The organism is Paraburkholderia sp. BCC1876 (genome assembly GCF_902833695.1).
GTDB lineage: Bacteria > Pseudomonadota > Gammaproteobacteria > Burkholderiales > Burkholderiaceae > Paraburkholderia.
Genome location: NZ_CADFGI010000008.1, coordinates 297,485 through 313,988, shown reverse-complemented (window position 1 = coordinate 313,988; position 16,504 = coordinate 297,485). Strand labels below are relative to the sequence as shown.

Genomic DNA, 16,504 nt, shown 5'->3' with positions numbered 1-16,504 from the left:
AGCCTGAGTGAGTGTTGAACGTGTGGTCGGTCCACTCAATGCCCGAATTCTCACTCATGAGTCGCATCCGTCCTGCTAGTCCGGGTGGAACCGGCTGGTGTCGGCAGCAGCGCAGGGCGCCCGTGGCGCGCCATCTCCTCGGCGTGTCCGAGGAACGCCTGGAAGCTCTGGTCGCAGTGCCGGTCGACAGTGGCGCCGGCGCCCGCGATCTTTCGGTCCGCGGGATCGTAGCCGGCCGTGCGTAACGCAACGAGGCTGCGGCCGTCCCCCAGCAGCCAGAAGTTCCAGCGGATCGCGAAGTGCCACCACGTCTTCGCGCGTTCGAGCTCGGCCCAGCTCGCGCTGAAGTCGAGCACCGAGCCCAGACTGCTGAAGAAAACGCAGCGCACACCTTCCGGGTCGGCCGCCGCCGCGACGATCTGTCGGCCCGCCGACAACGAGAGCGGATTTTGCCAGGCTGTACTCAGGGCCGGGTAGTGGCACGGCCACTCGGGCGAGCGCCGAATGACGCGATTCAGGAAAAGGGAATTGCCTTCCATGTGGATCTCCGTTGAGGCCGGCGAAAGTCGACGTACAACCAGAATGCCTGCAGGTGAGTGAAGTCAAGTTCCGGTTGTGGCCCGGTGCAAGACTTCCAGCGGGACGGTGGGCGCGGTCACGTCGATGGCGAATACGTCGACCTGAAAGGGGCCGAAGTGGGGATGCAACAATGGCTGCTCGATGTATCCGCGCCAGGGCTTGAGCATCTGCAGGTCGACATTGGAGCGGGCGGGATAGCCGAGCGTCAGCAGGACAAAGTCATAGCGACGGTTTTCGATACGACGTCGCCAGTATGGCGTCGCCAGCCTGTACTCCCACGGCTTCGCGCCGCTCTTTATGTCGTGGAAGTAGATGGCTTTGAGCCGGAGCGTAAGAACGTTCATGACTGGGTGTCCGAGCGTTGATTTCTCGCGTGCGCTTCGGTGCCGGGGAGCGGGCCGGCATCGGCCGCAACCTTTGGCGGCGCTGCGTGGTGAGAGCTTTGCGCCTGTGCAATGAGGCGCCCGGGTTGCCTGGGTCCCGGGTTATGTGGCTGGATGGCCGCGAGTCTCGCGGCAGCTGACGCGAGAAGCTTGCGTGCGGGACCACCGACCCCGTGCGGCACGAGCGCGCCAGCCGCGTCCATCTCGAGTAGCGTCACGATGGCGCGAACCAGGCTGTTCGTGTCGCAATCACTATCCTCGGGCGTCGCAGTCGCGACTTCGCGGGTGAGTGGGGCCGCACGCATAGACTTCGCGATGTCGTGGATACGATGGCGTGCTTCGTTGAGATCCTGACGCATCGACCTTTGATCGGGCCTTTGCGCGACGATGACGACGTTTGCGAAGTCCTGGATCGCGGCATCGAGCCGGTCGGTATCCCAATCATCAACGTGCATCGACTCTGTGCGAAAGGCGGCGAGAGCGGCCTGGAAACATTCCCATGCGTCTCGAGCGCCCTTCAGGCCGTACTTTCCGTCGTCGCGGAGAGATTGTCCCAGCAGTCTGAGCGCGTCCGCACGATAAACCGCGGGCACGTCGCGCACCCACGATGACTCGAAAGCTGCGCGTTCGACTGCCGCCGGAACGCTTTTAGCAGGGATGGCGACTGGATCGACGCGTTTGCTTCCGTTACTGTTCTGATCGCCCATGGCGGCGTAATCCGTGTTGTCCCAGACCGCACCGATGCCGCCGCAGTCGCCGCATCCCGAACCGAGATCGCACTGGAATCGCTCGCTGTACACGTAATCTCCAACAGGGTGGCCGTCCGCCGACTCGTGGCAGCCTGCGCAGGTTCGCCATTGACCTGAACCAGAGTTGATAACCTCGGCGACGCCGGCAAACTCGACAGGTAAAGGGCCGCCGGGTTCTTCGTGACGATCGGCTGCGGCTGCGGCTGAATGGCAGGTGATGAGACCAACGCTCGCGCCAACGCGCAGACCATCGATCCACGCATCGCCCAGCGCCAGCGTGGCGGCGCTCGCCTCGTTGGGAAAGGTCTTCCTGAGCCACTCGCGGAAGAATTGGCGGTGTGCGTCGGTCCAACCCGTGAGCGCCTCACCCGGAGCCGAATTCACGAGATCCAGCAGCGCGGTGACGCGTGTGTGCAGTCTGCCGGCGAGTCCGAGGACGGTCGCCAACTCGTCCGACGGGTTCAGCAGTGAGCCGTCGCCGGAATAGGGGGGCGTGTAGGTTGCGATGTCGGCCAGGTCGCGGACGATATCGATGAGCAGGATTTTCATTTCTGGATCCAGGCTGGAAGGTGGGTGCCGCGCGATCGCGGCGGCCTGGAAACAAGCATGGCGGCAACTTCGCGAAGTCAAGTTGTGGAGCGTTGCCGCGTTGCCGTGTTGCCGCTTCTATCCTGCTGGCGGCAGCGTGAGCTGCATAAGCGGAGTCTGGTCGACATCCCATTCGATCGCCGGTATTCCACGCTGGAGTCGCAGTTCCCGCTTTGCCTGTTTGCGCGCTTCATAGGCTGGCATGCCGTTCATGCCGTAAACCTCGACGTGGTATCGCGGCGCGGTGTCCGTGAGTTCGAAGTCGGGCAGCATCTCTTCGCCCTTCTTCATGCGCATTGGCTTCTCGAAAGCGCGGTGCTCCGTCACAAGTCGGTTTGCAAGGACGACCTCGTGAATTGAGTCACAGGGAAGGAAGGTTGCCGAGCAAAGCATGGCTGCGAGATCGACCAGTCGCAGGTGCCCTTTCGACGTGCGTTCAACGAGAAGGATGGCGACGACGCGCGCAGAGCGATCACCCAGCGCGCGCCAGGCGTGTGCGAAGGTTTTCTCCGCGTGAGCGACGAGATCGCTACTGCAATAGTACTTGCGCGCGCTCTGGCGAAGCGAAAGCGAATAGCCGAACTGCGTTCGCGCAATCTCATTCATTTCGCCAATGACCAGCCCGCGGCGACTGGTTGCGCCGGCGATCGCGACGGCGTCGAGGAAAGCGTCGAACTCCGCATTGATCGCCGCGCGATCGGCTTCCTCATACCTGCGCATCACGTGAAGCGCTGTCTGCGCGGACTCGCCATTGATAACCGCGTCCCCCAGCTCGGCGAGCAGCATCGCGTTGCAGATGCCCCAGTGCCGGCTCGTAGCAAGCCCGTTCCACCTGTTCAACCGGGAGGTCATCCACAACGTCTGAAGGAACGCGAGCAACGACGCGGCGCGCCGGGCGGCCCCTGAGTGACCGGGTCGACCGGTGCGGCGCGCGCCCGATGCAGCCTCGCGCTGGACGAGTGCAATGTCGAGCTTTGCGTTGATCCCGACCGGCGTAGCGACGATCGCCGCAGTGGTGTCGACGTTCCCACTGGACGATTGGGCATCGTGGTCCTTGTAGAACGGGCAGGCCGGCGCGTTGGTGTTGCCTGGAAAATGTCGGTGGCCGTCTTCCGGCCATCCAGCGAGGTGGCAGAACTTCCCGTAGCGGCGGATCACGAGACGAAGTGGCTCGCGGCGTGGGATGCATAGGCAGACGGCATGGCCGGGCGTCACCTTGGCGCGTTCCAGCCGCGCCAGATAGCGAGCCGGGTTTTCCTGAACGTCAGACAAAGCAAACGGCGCGCTATCGAAGAATACTTCTGTCATGTTTGCCTCCGTGGACCTAGCCAGGCCCTATTGCTGGTCCGGCCTATGCTCGCGACCCGTAGACCTGTCGGTGAGAAACCATTGACCGCTGCGGAGCAGGGTCACGTGACAGCCGGGATGGCGAGCCTGTACTCCCATACGCTCATCCTCGACGTTCGCGCGCGTCATGTCGGATTTGCGCCGTAGCCGCCAGTTCACGACTGCGAGAACGAGCAGACACAGGCCCACTGCGACCAGAGAAACGGATGTTGTCGCGCCGAGGAGGGTGGCAATCTTTCGAATCGTCGCTGCAAGCAGGGCAATCGTAGCGATGATGACGGCGTGTTCTATCAGGGACACGGGAGAACTCTTCACACTGCCGGGTTCATTGCCGTGCCCGCGTCGTGCGTCCCGGCGGTGGCGCATACCACCTGCACATCGCCCCGAGCCGCAGTACCTGTCGAACGACGCAACCGCCCTTCTACCTGATGCCGGAAAACGTTGGTGATCGGAAAGCGCTTTGCCAGGAAAAGCATCCCGCCGCCCGCGACCATGGTGAACGATCCTGCTTCGACAAGAATCTTCTTTGCAGCGAGAGCGAGCATCGGTGTGCCGGACAGAAGAGGCGTTGGGTCGCTGAACATCGCGCGCCACCCGGAAAGACTCGCGATGACGCTATCCGGCGCGATGATCGACCCGAGCACGAACGACCAGAACGCTAATATCGGCATGCCGACCACCGTCACGAGCAGGCATCGCATCAGGAAGCGACCCAGTTCAAGGAACTGCCCGACGTAGTTGCGTGGATCGAGCAAGGCCTCGATACGAAGTGCGACATAGTCGCGTTCCGTGATTGAGCCGACAGGAACGGCGTTGACGGAGATGGTCCATGCCGCGGACCCTGACGCGTTGGCAAACCGTAGGCGAAGGCTCTGTAACTTGCGTCGTCGGGCGAATTCGACACTGAAGGCCGTCAGGGCCGCGAGGCCGGCGGCCGACAGGGGCGCGCTGCTGGCGGTCACGGTGAGAATAGATGAAAACGCGACCGCAAAAAAAGTGCAGACAAGGGCGGCGGACCCCCAGAATTCCGTACGGATCCGTTGATTAGTCATTTGGCTCTCCGGTTTGTGTGATGGCGGTGGTGGACGCGACGGTGCCAGACGCGATCAGCGGCATTGGCCACGAACGAAGCCAGATGCCAGAACGATGGCGGGCATCGTTGATGAGGGCTGGTTCGCCGACGGCTTCGGCGAGGTCTACCAGGAACGAGTCGTTGTCCTCGAGCCACAGCAGTACCCAGGGGTGGCTGCGCAGAAACTCTGGCGTCTGGGTTTGAAGCAGTTGCGCCAACTCGTGGGTCTCGTCGATGCGCTTGACCAGCCGCCGGCAGTCCCGGCCGGCCGGCCAGACGGGCGACTGCTGCAGTCGAAGTGCGACGCAGCAGTCTTCTGATCAACGTGCGCATTGGCTCCTCCAGCGCTAAACGATGACGTCTACGAGATCTTCCTGGCCTCGCCAGAACGACTGGTCGAGGTCGTCCATGACGGTGACGATGCCGTTTTCCAGGTCGTGATCGGTGACGACGCCCTCGCCAAAACTGTCGATGCCGGTCTGGTAACACACCCGACGAAGTTTTAGTGAGTCCGGATCCTGCTGTTCGGGTTGCTGTGCCATGTCGATCCTGAGAAGAAGCCGGGCGCGCACACGCGCGTGTAACGATTCTCGACAGGAACTGCAACGGCCGACGGGCAAATGCCATGCGAAATTCGCTGCCTTTCGCGTCACCGGCGCGTTGACGTCATTGGCCTGCGATCGACGCGTGCAGCGTGAGCTTGTATCGTTCGTGGAGTTCGACAGTGGCGGATCCGCCGGGAGCGACAGTCATTGTTTTGCTATCAGTCCAGCCGTGGGTCAGCGGTCGCTGTGTCGCGAAACCGTCGTTCTGGATCGTCTGCATCCCGTCGAGTGTCTGACGATCGATCCACGCCGTCAGCGTGAGCGCATCGGGTCGGGCATCGGCCAGAGCGAGCCGGAAGCTATTGCCGATATCGGCCGTCTCGGTGGTGCATTTCGGTTCGTTGGTGATGACGCCCGAATCGGGGCTGCAGGATGCGACGTAACTCACGCGGACGAAACTGGTGCCCATCTGGAGCGGATGCCGCCTCGACAGAATGGTGCTACCGCTTTGAACGGTACGGCCGGACGCGTCCGCGAGTTGGTAGTCGATCACGTACGCGCTCGCTGTTGGCTTCATGGCATCGACGCTCGGAGCCGGGTCAGCGTGCACAGCAAGAGTTGTGGCGAACAGGATGGATGGGACAGCAATGCAGGCGAGTAATGGCTTAACCATCGAAGCTCCTCGGTGATGGGGGATCCGCAAGGGATTGCGGGTTAAGCGATTATGGAATTCCTGATCTGAAGACCCGACTCGATAGCTGCATCAAATGCGACTGCTTTCCGCGTGCTGACGAACAGCGCTACCGGCGAAAGCTGTATGGTTTTCAGCCTCATTTCGCCTAAGGGCGTCCAACACGTTGGGCGCGCGGGGACTTTGCCCGGATTTTGTGCGATGCCGACTAAGGCGCTGCCAGGCATGACGTCCGTCGCACTATCCACAGTGTTATCCCGGCTGGATTGTGGATAAGTCGCCACGATTCCAGCATCCATCCTTCGCCAAAGCGGCGCAGTTTCGTCGCGCATACGATCGTTTGGAAGAAGGCAACGGCCGCTATCATCATCGGACCTACCGCGCTTGCGCGCATCGAACTGGCCCGCCTCGCGCGGGCACTTTGTTTTTGAACGCCGACGGGAAGCACACCCGTTCCGGGCTCGCTCCTGTCGCACCGCCTACGGGAGCACGATGAACCGACAGCGGATCCTCCGCTTTTCGCTTGCAGTATTTGCAACGTACAGGCTGCCGCACGACAAGCTCGTGCGGATCGCCAGATCGAAACGACTCTATTCAAGCTACTACCGCGCCGCAGCGCTTCGGCATCTTGTCGCCGATGCGCCGCTCTCGGTGACCGGCGGCCGGCCGTTTGCCGAGCGGCGTCGACGAGTTCGCGCGCATTACGGCATCTGATTTATCTAAACCTTTCTTTTCCCGCTGGGGCATGTCCCCCGCGGGGCGTGCCTCGTCCCATCTGTTTTAAGGAGCCAGGCATGTACAACCATTTTGTCCAGACGTTCATCGATGCGCAGACCGCCGCGCATCGCCATTACAGTGCAGTTGCTGCCGTCGAGAAACGTCTTTTCGGCGCCACCCGCAGTCCGGCCGTTCGCCCGCAGACCGTCGACGAGATCCAGACCGAACTGCGTCGCGTGTATTCGACCGTCGCAGCCCACATCGTTGCAAAAGCTCGCTTGCGGCCGCCGGCAGGTGACGCTATCGACTGCGAAAAGTTGTTCAGCGTTGCCGGGTTCGATATCGAGCGCTCGCTCGCGCGCGGCGAGGTGCCCGACTTCGACCGCCTCGCTCAGACGCTCGAATTGCAGTTGGGCGGTGTTCGTGCGCCGGCGGGAGAGATCTGATGGGTCGCCAGCAGCGCATCGAACGGGCGGCGATGGGGAAGGATCCCTACAAGACAGCCATCATCAGGCTGATGCGGGAATTTTCCCCGTCCCATGATCTGCACGCGGTGTTTTCGGACTTCGTTGAAGTCAGCGCGATCGCAATCAGCAACCGGGTCGACACGGCCCGGTTCGAGGTCCGCGAGAAGCGCTACCTTGAAATCGCCGCGAAGTACACGCGCGACGAACTCGACCGGTTCGCGGCGATGTTCGCGGAGCTTCATCTGTGCTACAGGTCTCGCGTCGACGACCTCGGAGATCTGGGTGTCGCCGATATCCCGGGCCATGGACTCGGCGACGTGCTCGGCGAGATCTTCATGGCCCTTGAACTTGGCAATGCGCAAAACGGCCAGTTCTTCACGCCTTACAGCGTGTCAGTGCTGATGGCGATGATCGCGATTGGCGACGGCGCTTCAGTGAAAGCGCAGGGCTTCCTCACGATGCAGGAACCGGCGTGCGGTTCTGGCGGGATGGTGGTGGCGAGTGCCCAGGCGTTGCATCAGGCGGGCCTCGCCTATCCTGAAGCATTGCACGCGACATGCGTTGACGTCGACCGGCGTTGCGTTCACATGGCCTATGTGCAGCTATCGCTCCTGGGCATTGCGGCCACTGTCGTGCACGGCAATACGTTGTCGCTGGAAGTCAAGGACGTGTGGTACACGCCTGCCCATATTCTGGTCGGGTGGAACCACAGACTGCGCCGGCGCCGCGATGAGAAAGCGGACGCCCGTCACCTTCCGGAGGATTCGGATTCAGGCGCGGCCCCGCTTCGTATGCCCGATCCGGAGGTTGCAAACGCACAACAACCGGATGATGCCGATGCGTCGCCCTCGCCCGTGCCGACGCTGGCGATTCAAACGACGACCCCTGATGATGTTTTGCAGGGGGAAGAGGGCGACGTAGCTGTCGCGGTGCAAAGCGAATGCGAACTGCATAGTCCGGATCGATCGGCCTCGCTCGTCGAACTGTTTGAGCAGGTTACGCACGACAAACGCTCCGCGGTATGCGAAGCCGTCACGATCTTTGACCGGATCGAACAGATGACTTTGTTCTGAACGCTGGTTATGCTCATCGGGCTATTTGCGTGAGCAGCATCCACAAGAATGCACGTGTGTGTTTCAACGCCCGGTCTCCAGACCGGGCTTTTTTCGTCCGTTGCAAACGAAAGCCGGTCGGTTTTCCGCGTCTTTGCATCGGCCTGCATAGGTTTGAAAACTGTATCTTTGCCGGTAATTACCGCGTCCCTGACGCATCGATCCGCCGGCATGTCCGGCAGCACGTTGTTAAACCCCATCGGGAACCATTCCCGAACGGGACAGGTTCCCCCCTGGAGAACCTGAATGCCAAACGCCTATCTCGATGTTCGCGCGGCCTTCGCGCTCGCGAAAATCGCCACTATCACGGACCCCGCAAGCGGACGTCTGGAGCTGATCGCAGCGGATGCGCAGGCCCTCGGCTATCGCGATGCCGCCTTCAGCCCGGCCAGTCACCTCCCCATCCCGATCTTCTTCGCCGACGAACCCCGCCTTGCCGAGGCGTGGAAAAACGGCGCCGTGGCTCTGGAATCGGAAGAGGAGACTTCGGGTATGTGTTCATTCTGTTTCAAAGGTCATGAGCTGTGGGCATGTCCCCACCTCGCTGACTAGGTCACCCGCGTCATCGACGCATCGAAACGCCGGCTAGCCCGGCAACCTGAACCCCAACGGGAACCACTCCCTGTCGGGGGCCGGTTCCCACCCGGAGAACCTGCAATGCAACAACAACTCACTGCTCCCCTCAAGCGCATCAGAATTGGTCGCAATCCCCGCACGTACTTCGATCCGAAGGCGATGTCGGAGCTGACTGAGTCGATCCGCGCAAACGGCGTTGATACGCCGATCATCGTCCGTCCAGTCGTTGAGGAGGATTTTGACTACGAGGTTATCGCCGGCGGCCGTCGCTATCGCGGCGCCATGGAAGCTCATGGCGAAGATTATGCGATGCCCATCGTTGTAAAGGTCGTCGACGACGTCGAAGCGCGGCGTATTGCGCTTACCGAAAACATCCAGCGCGCGGAGCTGTCTCCCGCCGAGGAAGCCCGTGATGCTGCGGAGCTGCTCGGTCTGCAGGGCGGCGATCGCGACGTGACGGCCAGGATTCTTGGCTGGTCTCGCGCGACGCTGGATAGCCGCCTTGCGCTGCTGAACTGTTCGACGGCGGTGCTCGATGCATTGAGCGAGCGAAAGATCAATATCGCTCACGCCGAACTGCTGGCGGCGCTCTCGAAAGAGAATCAGGACAAGGTCCTGCCTGTCGTTGTCGCTGAGAAGCGGTCGGCCGCTGATGTGCGCAAGCTGGTGGAATCGGCGTCGTGTGCGTTGCCTCCGGCCATCTTCGACAAGACGGACTGTGCGGGCTGCCCGCACAACTCGTCGACACAGGCGCAGATGTTTGGCGAAGCGATCGGAACGGGAAACTGTACCAACCGAACCTGCTTCAACGAGAAAACGGAGAAGCAGCTTGAAATGACAGCGGCAGGCCTGCGTGACGAGTTCCAGACCGTGCGGATCGTGCGTGCCGGGGACAACAACACGCGCGTGCAACTGGCTGTCGATGGCGCGAACGGCGTTGGTCTCGAACAGGCGAAAGCCTGTCACGGTTGCGCAAATTATGGCGCAGCGGTGAGTGGCCTTCCTGATTCGACCGGTAAGGTCTATCGCGGCCAGTGCTTCGACACCGTCTGCAACATGAAGAAGGTGGCGGCACGCATCAAGGCCGATAAGGCTGCGAAACAGCCGGAGAAGGCTGACGACGCGAAGTCGGCGCCGGCGGCGAAGAGCGCAAACGGCACAGGCAGCACGGGCAGCAAGTCAGCCAGTGCACCGTCTTCCACCAATCCCTCGGTCACGGTCATCGCCGAGTCCGAGAAGGTGAAGGCGTATCGGGTGAAGCTATGGCGCAAGGCACTGCGCGTAGACATCGGCATGAATCACGAACTGGCTCGCCAGTACCTGATTGCCATCGTGCTGAGTGGGCATGCCCGTCAGATCGATGACGCGTCGTTCCGCAAGCTTTTTGAGCGCATCGCGGACGGTGAGGCGCCACTTGCCAATCTGCCTGAAGCGATCGATGCCGTGCAGGCGACGAACGAGGGCAAGCTGGCCGACCTGATGATCGCAATGCTGTTCGCTGCAGTCGAAGGGCTCGATGTGATTAACCTCACCCAGCTTTGCAAGTCGCACAAGCTGGACCTGAAAAAGCACTGGACGCTCGACAAGGAGTTTCTGGAGCTGATCACGAAGTCCGAAATGACCGTTCTCGCGGACGAGCTTGGCATTCGTGCTGCGCTCGGCGACGACTTCAGAAAGGTATTCGCGAAATCGAAGCCGGAGGTCATCGAGGCGTTGCTCAAGGTCGAAGGCTTCGACTACGTGGGCAAGCTGCCGAAGGTTCTGAAGTTCTGATCTGGCGGGGCGCGTTCAGCGCCCCGTTCCTCCTTTCTATGTATATGTCGCCTTGAGCGGCCTTTTCACTTTTCTGGAGTCAACCATGTTTCAGCAACTCGAAGCGCTTGTGCGCTCGTCCGGCAAGGTTGTAATGACCCTGCAGGCGTCCGGCGACCAGCTGGCGGTGTTTGTCGTGCCGCAAGGCGCGACGGACCCGGCGTTGCGCCAGCCACTCGTCCTCACGGCGACGGCAACTGAACTCGACGAGGGTTTCGCCAATGCGCTGTTGACCTATGCGGGTTCGCACAGATCGCTCGAGGAACAGGTCGCAGTCACCGCGGCGATTCTCGACGAAGCGACTAAGTCGCAGGTCGGCAAGGCGCAGAAAGCGTTGCAGGGCGGTTCGAAAAAGGCGCAACCCGCGCCGGCTTCGAACAGCGCGGCGGACGAAGACCGGAGCGAAGACGAAGACGAGGCGCAAGCGTCGGACTCGACTCCCGCATCGGCGACGGACGCACCCGCATCGTCCGGGCCTAAGGGCACGGATCTCCTGTCGCTTCTCGGTTAAGGAGATTTCACATGTCCATCTCCATCGCCGCAGTGATCCGCGAATTTGCCTACAACGGCATGAACCTGCTAGATCCGGGCCCCGCGTTCACGCCCGACCAGGTTCGGGATCTTTACACGGCGCAATATCCGGAGCTGACGACGGCCGCCGTCGACGGGCCCGAGATCAAAGGCACGTTGATGCGCTACACGTTCGTGCGCGCGGCGGGTGCAAAAGGCTCCCGTGCGTAGAGACGCTTTGTTCAAGGCCCTGTCCGGTAAGGATTCGGCATTCAACCAGGAACCGCCCGAGAGGGCGGTTTTTTTATATGACGAGGAAGCCCGCTCATGCTCTTCGACCCTGCAACAACTGATTCACACCTCACTCTCGGCGCCGGTGGGTCGTGGCAATCGCCACGCGCTGCCGTTGCCCGACGTGGATCTGCCGCTGATTTTTTGACGATTCCGGACGTCGCCGACGATGTTCCTGTCGAGGCGCGCGTGCAGTGGCGTGCCGACGTGTCCCTGACGGGACTCGCCAGAAAGCATTTCCTGCATGGTCCGTTGCTCGCAGCTGACGTGAGCAATCCGATTGATGCGGGGGACGCGTTCCAGCAGGCTTTCTTTGCCTGGGTGAAGCGTCAGACCGCATCGCTCAAGCGCATCACGCTAAAACCGTGTCTCTTCGACGGCCTCGCAGTGCGGGATGTTCTCCAGCACACGGGCACCGGGAGCAACGACGAAGATCCTACGTCGCTGTTCTTTACGCTCGAGTCGCCCGAAGAGTGGCTCTGTTCCTTCGGGCCAATGCTAGGCAGGTTACGCGCGGCCCACCCGTTGCTCCTGCGTACGGTTATGTCTGTCATCAATCGTGCCGCCTGGCGTACGGTCTGGCTGCGCACGCCGGACTGGTTCATGTACGAGTTCTCCTGCTGGTACTGGGACGGCGACGAGAACGTCACCGACGCGGATGCTGAGGAGATGCTCAAGGAGCGATTCGGCGAAGACGCAGAGGCGCGAAAAGCATATCTGCCTTCGACGGTGAAGCCCATGCTCTGTCCTGAGGATGCGGAACCGTCCTTCTTCTCGGGCGGCCGGTGGCGGCTTCGTCGGGCGTTGACCGATGACGAGCTGCTCACCCTGCGTAACAGAAGCAAAGGAACGGTTCGGCGTGTGTGCACCGAATTGCTCAGGCTTAACCGCCTGATGCACGGCACGCGCCGGCGAAAACTGTTTAACGCTTCGTATGAGACGAACCCCGTCTACGCGGGATGCGGGATTGTTTTCGATGGCAACGAGTTCATCGGCGACATCCTCGACTGTCATTTCGATAGCGAATCCCAGAGTGGTGAGGCCACGACCTATCACGGCTTCATCTCCCTGGGCGCAAACCCGCGCGCGATCCGCCGGCAATACGCCGACTGGACGCTCGCGTTTTCAATCCTCAGCCGTCTCGACAGCCTGTTGGCGCTCGTGACGCATATTCTTTAAGGAGTTTCCCATGACCGGTATTACGACTGGCCGCGCCAGCGCGGATGTGTCGCTGCAATCCGCGTTGCTGCTCTATGGCGCAAAACCTGACGAACCGGTGTTCGCCACGGCGCACCCGATCGCTCTGGTAAAAGGACGTCCCACGATCGGCGCTGGACGGCCGTTGCAACGTGACGCGCTCATTTCGGCGCTCACGAAGCTTGCGAAACACGCTGCACCCAAAGCGGAATTTCTGCCGCCAACAGTGCTCGGCATGTCTCCTGCTGCTGTTACGTGGTGGTGCCCGCCGGCGTTGCGTCGGGTGTTCTTCAAGTGCACTACGCTTGGCGAACGCTCGGCGATCGTGCCGCATCCCGGCCTCGTGTTTCAGGCGTCGAATGTCGGTTTTCGCGTCTTCGCAGTCGTGGATGCAGATCGGCCGACCGCCGAAACCAGGCTGTTCGAGCCGCCTTATTTCAACACCTGGGACAACGGCGGCATCTGCATTGGGACTGCACGTGTTCCAAAGCGCGTCGACGTTGCGTCGATCCCCCGCTGGGAAGCGGGTTTCTTTGAGTCGGCATTCACCCATCCGAACGCGGGCGGCAAGCGCGTGAGCTATACGAATGGTGAATACGCTTTCTGGCGCGACATGCTCGACGGCCAGTTCGGCGAAGCGTTCCCGCTCGAGTGTCTTGTGCCAACCAGGTTTGCGTTGCTGACGCTGGTGAATGGTCGTGTTGGGGGTGTGGCATGAACGCACTCGACACGGTTCTGCACAAATCCTTTCCGTCCGTCATGGTGCCGCGCAGTGAGGCGGTGCAACCCATGATTTCAAGCGGTGAACGGTTGCTGATTGCCGCCAACGGTATCTGGCTCGAGGTGCAGCGGCCGTGGATTCGCGTGGTTCGGCGCATCGCGCGGTATGACGTGACCACCGCGATTCCGTACGGCGACGTTGCCGAATCGACGGAACTGCTGTGCGGCGCCATACCCGCAGAGCACGTCGCTGCTTTCTACCGGATGGCGCACGCCGCGCTGCCCAATGAAGCGGGGGCGTGGATTGTCTGGAATCGGCACACCGGTCAGTTTCGCACGGTGTCGCTGCCTTCGTTGTCGCACGGTCCGGGTCATCTCAGGTACGAGCGGCCTTTGCTGGATGACGGTGAAAGCGTTGTGGTGGACTGCCACTCGCATGGTTCGGGCGGGGCGTTCTTCTCCCGCACGGACAACGAAGATGATCGGCATGACGTGAAGCTCGCGCTCGTGCTCGGCAATTGTGATCGGTCGCCGTCGATGGCATTCCGTCTGTGTGTGAAGGGTATTTTCGAGAAGCAGGGCGGAATTCCCGGAGCGTGGCAGGTGGCGTTGGAAGCGGAGGTGGTGGCATGAACACCGCCATCAAACACTGCATCCCTCAACACATGCTCACCCAGGCCTGGCGGGTGGTTGTCGTGGGCGCTGGCGGCACCGGTAGCGCATTGCTGCCAAGCCTCGCGCGCCTGCATCACGCCATGATCGAGCTCGGCCATCCGGGCGGAATCGAATGCACGGTGTATGACGATGACACGGTCAGCGAAACGAATGTCGGTCGGCAGGGTTTTTATCCGAACGATGTTGGCCAGTACAAGGCGCTGCTGCTTGTGAACCGGCTCAACAACCTGATGGGCACGCGCTGGGTTGCCGAAGCACGCCGCGTCGATTCGAGTGTCCGCCTTCAGGCGGACCTCGTGATCGGTTGCGTCGACACCCGGCGCGCGCGCCACGCGATTGTGCAGTCTGCAAAGCGTGGATCGTGCCGCTATTACCTTGACTGTGGAAATGAGACGGACCGCGGTCAGGTCATTCTTGGCGAGTTCGGCAAGCCACAGCATGCGAGGCTGCCCCATGTGGGCGACCTGTTTCCGGACCTGCTGAATGCGAAGAATGACAAGGGCGATGATATGCCGTCATGTTCGATGGCCGACGCGCTGCGCAAGCAGTCGCTGGTCATAAATCAGGCGATCTCGGTGCAGGCGTTCAATTTGCTCTGGACGCTGTTCCGCACGGGTTCGCTGTCGTACTCGGCCGTGTTCGTGAACCTCGCAACGGGGCGCACGAATCCGGTCCCGATCGACCCCGCAGCATGGGCCAGGTTTGGCTACGATGCACCGCTGCTTGTTGCACGCAAAAAGCGCAGGCCGAAGTCCGCACCACGATGACCGAAGCTGTGTGATGCCAAGAAGTCTGGTACTTTCAATCAGCGCCGTCTCCCCGTGGGGAGCGGCGCTTTTTTATTTGGTGCGCGCGTACGGCTCCGGGATGTGGAATGCGGCGGCAATAGCGCGTCCGAGGACCGGCAGCGCGCCTACCTCCGCACCGGTCGGGCAACCGTCGAGCGGCGGAACGGCGGAGGCCGCCACGATTTCATCCAGGCGCCATGCGGGCCAGCGTGCGGCCAGCCCGATAGCGGCGAGCGCCTCTTCCCGGATGTCCCGCAAAAGCTGCCAGGTGAGGGGTGAGCTGGCGGCATGGTGACGCGTGGCGATGGTCGCAACGACGCGGCTCACGTCGGTCAGAAATGCCGCCTGCGCGCGTTGTTCAGCCAGTACTTCATCTCTTGATAGCTCTTCCAGCATCTTTCCGTTGTATCCCACCAGTCGTTGCCCTGATTTTAACGCGCCGGCCTGTAGTGCCCATATCTGGCGGGCGCAATACGTGGCGGTCCGCCGCGGCCGGCAAAAGCGATAGCGATTTCCCAACGTTTAAGTGCCCGGAAGTCTCCCGGCGCCCATAGACTGGTTCTGTTTCCCGCGCTACTGCGCATCGACCCAACCGCACCGGCCCAACCGGTACGCACGTTCTCTCAGCCGACCCCTCGGCACCTTCGCGGGCAGCTCACCGCTCGCGCTTTTTCTTCCCAGTCAGGGCAACCATCCCTGACGGGACGGTTGCCCTTCTTTTTTAGAGGCAACCATGTTCAAGATCTTCATCAGCATCGTCCTCCTGTCCCTCCTGAGCGCATGCGCCGCTACCGACTTCGGCTCGCCGAACACATACCAGCGCTATGACGTTCAGCGCGCGGGCTCGCTCGAAGAAGGCACCATCGTTCGCGTGCGCAACGTCACGATCGAAGCCAGTTCGGATAACTCCGGTCTGACTTCGCTTCTGAGCGCAGGCGTCGGTGCGTTTCTCGGCACCCGCACTATCGGCAATGGCAACGGGCGTTACATCGCCGGCGCCATCACCGGAGCTGCATCCGGTTTCATCACGCAGAAGATTTCGTCGGTCCTGTCGCATCACGCAGGGCTGGAAATCATCGTGCACACAAACGCGGGCCGCACGCTGGTCGTCGCCCAACCCGACGACCAGCAGTTCTCTCCGGGTGATCACGTCCTTCTCGTGTCCACCAACTCGGGGCTGCGCGTCACGCATTAACGTAATCCACCACACCGGCATCCGCCGGTCATTTCCTGCATGGCGAGGTCTTCCGGAAGGGAGCCCCGCCGTTTTCTTTTGCGAGCCACTTATGCTGAAAATCCCCAAGGTGTTCTACGCCGATCGCCGCAGTGCGGGCGTGTCGGTGGACGCCGCCATTACCGATCAGGCGACCCGCATCCTGCGTCGCGTCGCGCGCGATCTCCGGCTGCGTTCATGTGAGCATGAGATCGTCGCTGAATCGGCGCGCCCCGGCCGGGGCTGCCGCGTCACCCTTCGCACCCCCGCCGTCATGCTGGAAGTGGCCGGGTCGGCCAACCGGCAGTCGGTGGCCATGTCGTTCCGCACGCGCCGCGGCCGTTCCGATCTGTCGGGCGGCGGTGACAACGCCGTTCCGCTCGAGCAGCTCGCGTCCCGCGATGGATACGACTCGTTGCTCGGAGGCTTGCGGCTTGCCGCTGGCCTCGACGCGGATCGCCGGTAGGGAGAG

Annotated in this window: 23 protein-coding genes; 13 read left to right on the top strand and 10 right to left on the bottom strand. The window is 61.8% G+C overall.

What is annotated here, in order from left to right; translation table 11 throughout:
- Positions 1-50: 50 nt before the first annotated feature.
- The 9 genes from HWY05_RS27375 to HWY05_RS27335 form a co-directional block, all read right to left on the bottom strand.
- The gene (locus HWY05_RS27375) at positions 51-539 is read right to left on the bottom strand and encodes a hypothetical protein (protein WP_176060305.1); all 489 of its coding nucleotides are present in this window, start codon (positions 537-539) and stop codon (positions 51-53) included.
- 63 nt (positions 540-602) lie between these two features.
- Positions 603-923 carry an ASCH domain-containing protein gene (locus tag HWY05_RS27370; protein ID WP_176060304.1) on the bottom strand — a complete coding sequence of 107 codons (321 nt, stop codon included), beginning with the start codon at positions 921-923 and terminating at the stop codon, positions 603-605.
- The gene (locus HWY05_RS27365) at positions 920-2,260 is read right to left on the bottom strand and encodes a hypothetical protein (protein WP_176060303.1); all 1,341 of its coding nucleotides are present in this window, start codon (positions 2,258-2,260) and stop codon (positions 920-922) included. Before HWY05_RS27365 ends, HWY05_RS27370 begins: the two co-directional genes overlap by 4 nt.
- Before the next feature lie 117 nt (positions 2,261-2,377).
- Complete coding sequence (locus HWY05_RS27360; protein WP_176060302.1) at positions 2,378-3,607, bottom strand: DUF1173 family protein; 1,230 nt, start codon at positions 3,605-3,607, stop codon at positions 2,378-2,380.
- Positions 3,608-3,634: 27 nt separating this feature from the next.
- Complete coding sequence (locus tag HWY05_RS27355; protein WP_176060052.1) at positions 3,635-3,946, bottom strand: hypothetical protein; 312 nt, start codon at positions 3,944-3,946, stop codon at positions 3,635-3,637.
- A gap of 11 nt (positions 3,947-3,957) precedes the next feature.
- Positions 3,958-4,698, bottom strand: coding sequence for a hypothetical protein (locus HWY05_RS27350; protein WP_176060301.1), 741 nt, complete (start codon positions 4,696-4,698; stop codon positions 3,958-3,960).
- On the bottom strand, positions 4,691-4,936 hold the full coding sequence (locus HWY05_RS27345; RefSeq protein WP_176060300.1) for a hypothetical protein: 246 nt from the start codon (positions 4,934-4,936) through the stop codon (positions 4,691-4,693). The genes HWY05_RS27350 and HWY05_RS27345 overlap by 8 nt, the downstream gene beginning before the upstream one ends.
- A 129-nt stretch (positions 4,937-5,065) precedes the next feature.
- The gene (locus HWY05_RS27340) at positions 5,066-5,260 is read right to left on the bottom strand and encodes a hypothetical protein (protein WP_176060299.1); all 195 of its coding nucleotides are present in this window, start codon (positions 5,258-5,260) and stop codon (positions 5,066-5,068) included.
- A gap of 124 nt (positions 5,261-5,384) precedes the next feature.
- The gene (locus HWY05_RS27335; protein ID WP_176060298.1) at positions 5,385-5,936 is read right to left on the bottom strand and encodes a hypothetical protein; all 552 of its coding nucleotides are present in this window, start codon (positions 5,934-5,936) and stop codon (positions 5,385-5,387) included.
- A gap of 510 nt (positions 5,937-6,446) precedes the next feature.
- On the opposite strand from HWY05_RS27335, the gene HWY05_RS27330 reads away from it, so the two are divergent.
- The 11 genes from HWY05_RS27330 (at position 6,447) to HWY05_RS27280 (ending at position 14,798) form a co-directional block, all read left to right on the top strand.
- Positions 6,447-6,668 (top strand): hypothetical protein, encoded by a 222-nt coding sequence (locus HWY05_RS27330; protein ID WP_176060297.1) that lies wholly within the window; start codon positions 6,447-6,449, stop codon positions 6,666-6,668.
- Between the two features lie 80 nt (positions 6,669-6,748).
- Positions 6,749-7,117, top strand: a complete 369-nt coding sequence (locus tag HWY05_RS27325) for a hypothetical protein (protein WP_176060296.1) — start codon at positions 6,749-6,751, stop codon at positions 7,115-7,117.
- The gene (locus tag HWY05_RS27320; RefSeq protein ID WP_176060295.1) at positions 7,117-8,211 is read left to right on the top strand and encodes an N-6 DNA methylase; all 1,095 of its coding nucleotides are present in this window, start codon (positions 7,117-7,119) and stop codon (positions 8,209-8,211) included. Before HWY05_RS27325 ends, HWY05_RS27320 begins: the two co-directional genes overlap by 1 nt.
- A 285-nt stretch (positions 8,212-8,496) precedes the next feature.
- Positions 8,497-8,802 carry a hypothetical protein gene (locus tag HWY05_RS27315; protein WP_176060294.1) on the top strand — a complete coding sequence of 102 codons (306 nt, stop codon included), beginning with the start codon at positions 8,497-8,499 and terminating at the stop codon, positions 8,800-8,802.
- Positions 8,803-8,907: 105 nt separating this feature from the next.
- A complete protein-coding gene (locus HWY05_RS27310; RefSeq protein ID WP_176060293.1) occupies positions 8,908-10,599 on the top strand; it encodes a PRTRC system ParB family protein in 1,692 nt (563 codons plus the stop codon).
- 85 nt (positions 10,600-10,684) lie between these two features.
- Entirely contained in the window at positions 10,685-11,149 is a 465-nt protein-coding gene (locus HWY05_RS27305) for a PRTRC system protein E (RefSeq protein WP_176060292.1), read from the top strand.
- Between the two features lie 11 nt (positions 11,150-11,160).
- On the top strand, positions 11,161-11,379 hold the full coding sequence (locus HWY05_RS27300) for a PRTRC system protein C (RefSeq protein WP_176060291.1): 219 nt from the start codon (positions 11,161-11,163) through the stop codon (positions 11,377-11,379).
- Positions 11,380-11,475: 96 nt separating this feature from the next.
- Complete coding sequence (locus tag HWY05_RS27295; protein WP_176060290.1) at positions 11,476-12,618, top strand: PRTRC system protein F; 1,143 nt, start codon at positions 11,476-11,478, stop codon at positions 12,616-12,618.
- Positions 12,619-12,628: 10 nt separating this feature from the next.
- Positions 12,629-13,354 carry a PRTRC system protein B gene (locus HWY05_RS27290; RefSeq protein ID WP_176060289.1) on the top strand — a complete coding sequence of 242 codons (726 nt, stop codon included), beginning with the start codon at positions 12,629-12,631 and terminating at the stop codon, positions 13,352-13,354.
- Positions 13,351-13,989, top strand: coding sequence for a PRTRC system protein A (locus HWY05_RS27285; protein ID WP_176060288.1), 639 nt, complete (start codon positions 13,351-13,353; stop codon positions 13,987-13,989). Before HWY05_RS27290 ends, HWY05_RS27285 begins: the two co-directional genes overlap by 4 nt.
- The gene (locus HWY05_RS27280) at positions 13,986-14,798 is read left to right on the top strand and encodes a PRTRC system ThiF family protein (RefSeq protein WP_176060287.1); all 813 of its coding nucleotides are present in this window, start codon (positions 13,986-13,988) and stop codon (positions 14,796-14,798) included. The genes HWY05_RS27285 and HWY05_RS27280 overlap by 4 nt, the downstream gene beginning before the upstream one ends.
- 72 nt (positions 14,799-14,870) lie before the next feature.
- On the opposite strand, the gene HWY05_RS27275 is transcribed toward HWY05_RS27280, so the two are convergent.
- Complete coding sequence (locus HWY05_RS27275) at positions 14,871-15,215, bottom strand: hypothetical protein (RefSeq protein ID WP_176060286.1); 345 nt, start codon at positions 15,213-15,215, stop codon at positions 14,871-14,873.
- A 337-nt stretch (positions 15,216-15,552) separates the two neighbouring features.
- On the opposite strand from HWY05_RS27275, the gene HWY05_RS27270 reads away from it, so the two are divergent.
- Positions 15,553-16,014 (top strand): glycine zipper 2TM domain-containing protein, encoded by a 462-nt coding sequence (locus HWY05_RS27270; protein ID WP_176060285.1) that lies wholly within the window; start codon positions 15,553-15,555, stop codon positions 16,012-16,014.
- Between the two features lie 91 nt (positions 16,015-16,105).
- A complete protein-coding gene (locus HWY05_RS27265) occupies positions 16,106-16,498 on the top strand; it encodes a hypothetical protein (RefSeq protein ID WP_176060284.1) in 393 nt (130 codons plus the stop codon).
- Positions 16,499-16,504: the final 6 nt, after the last annotated feature.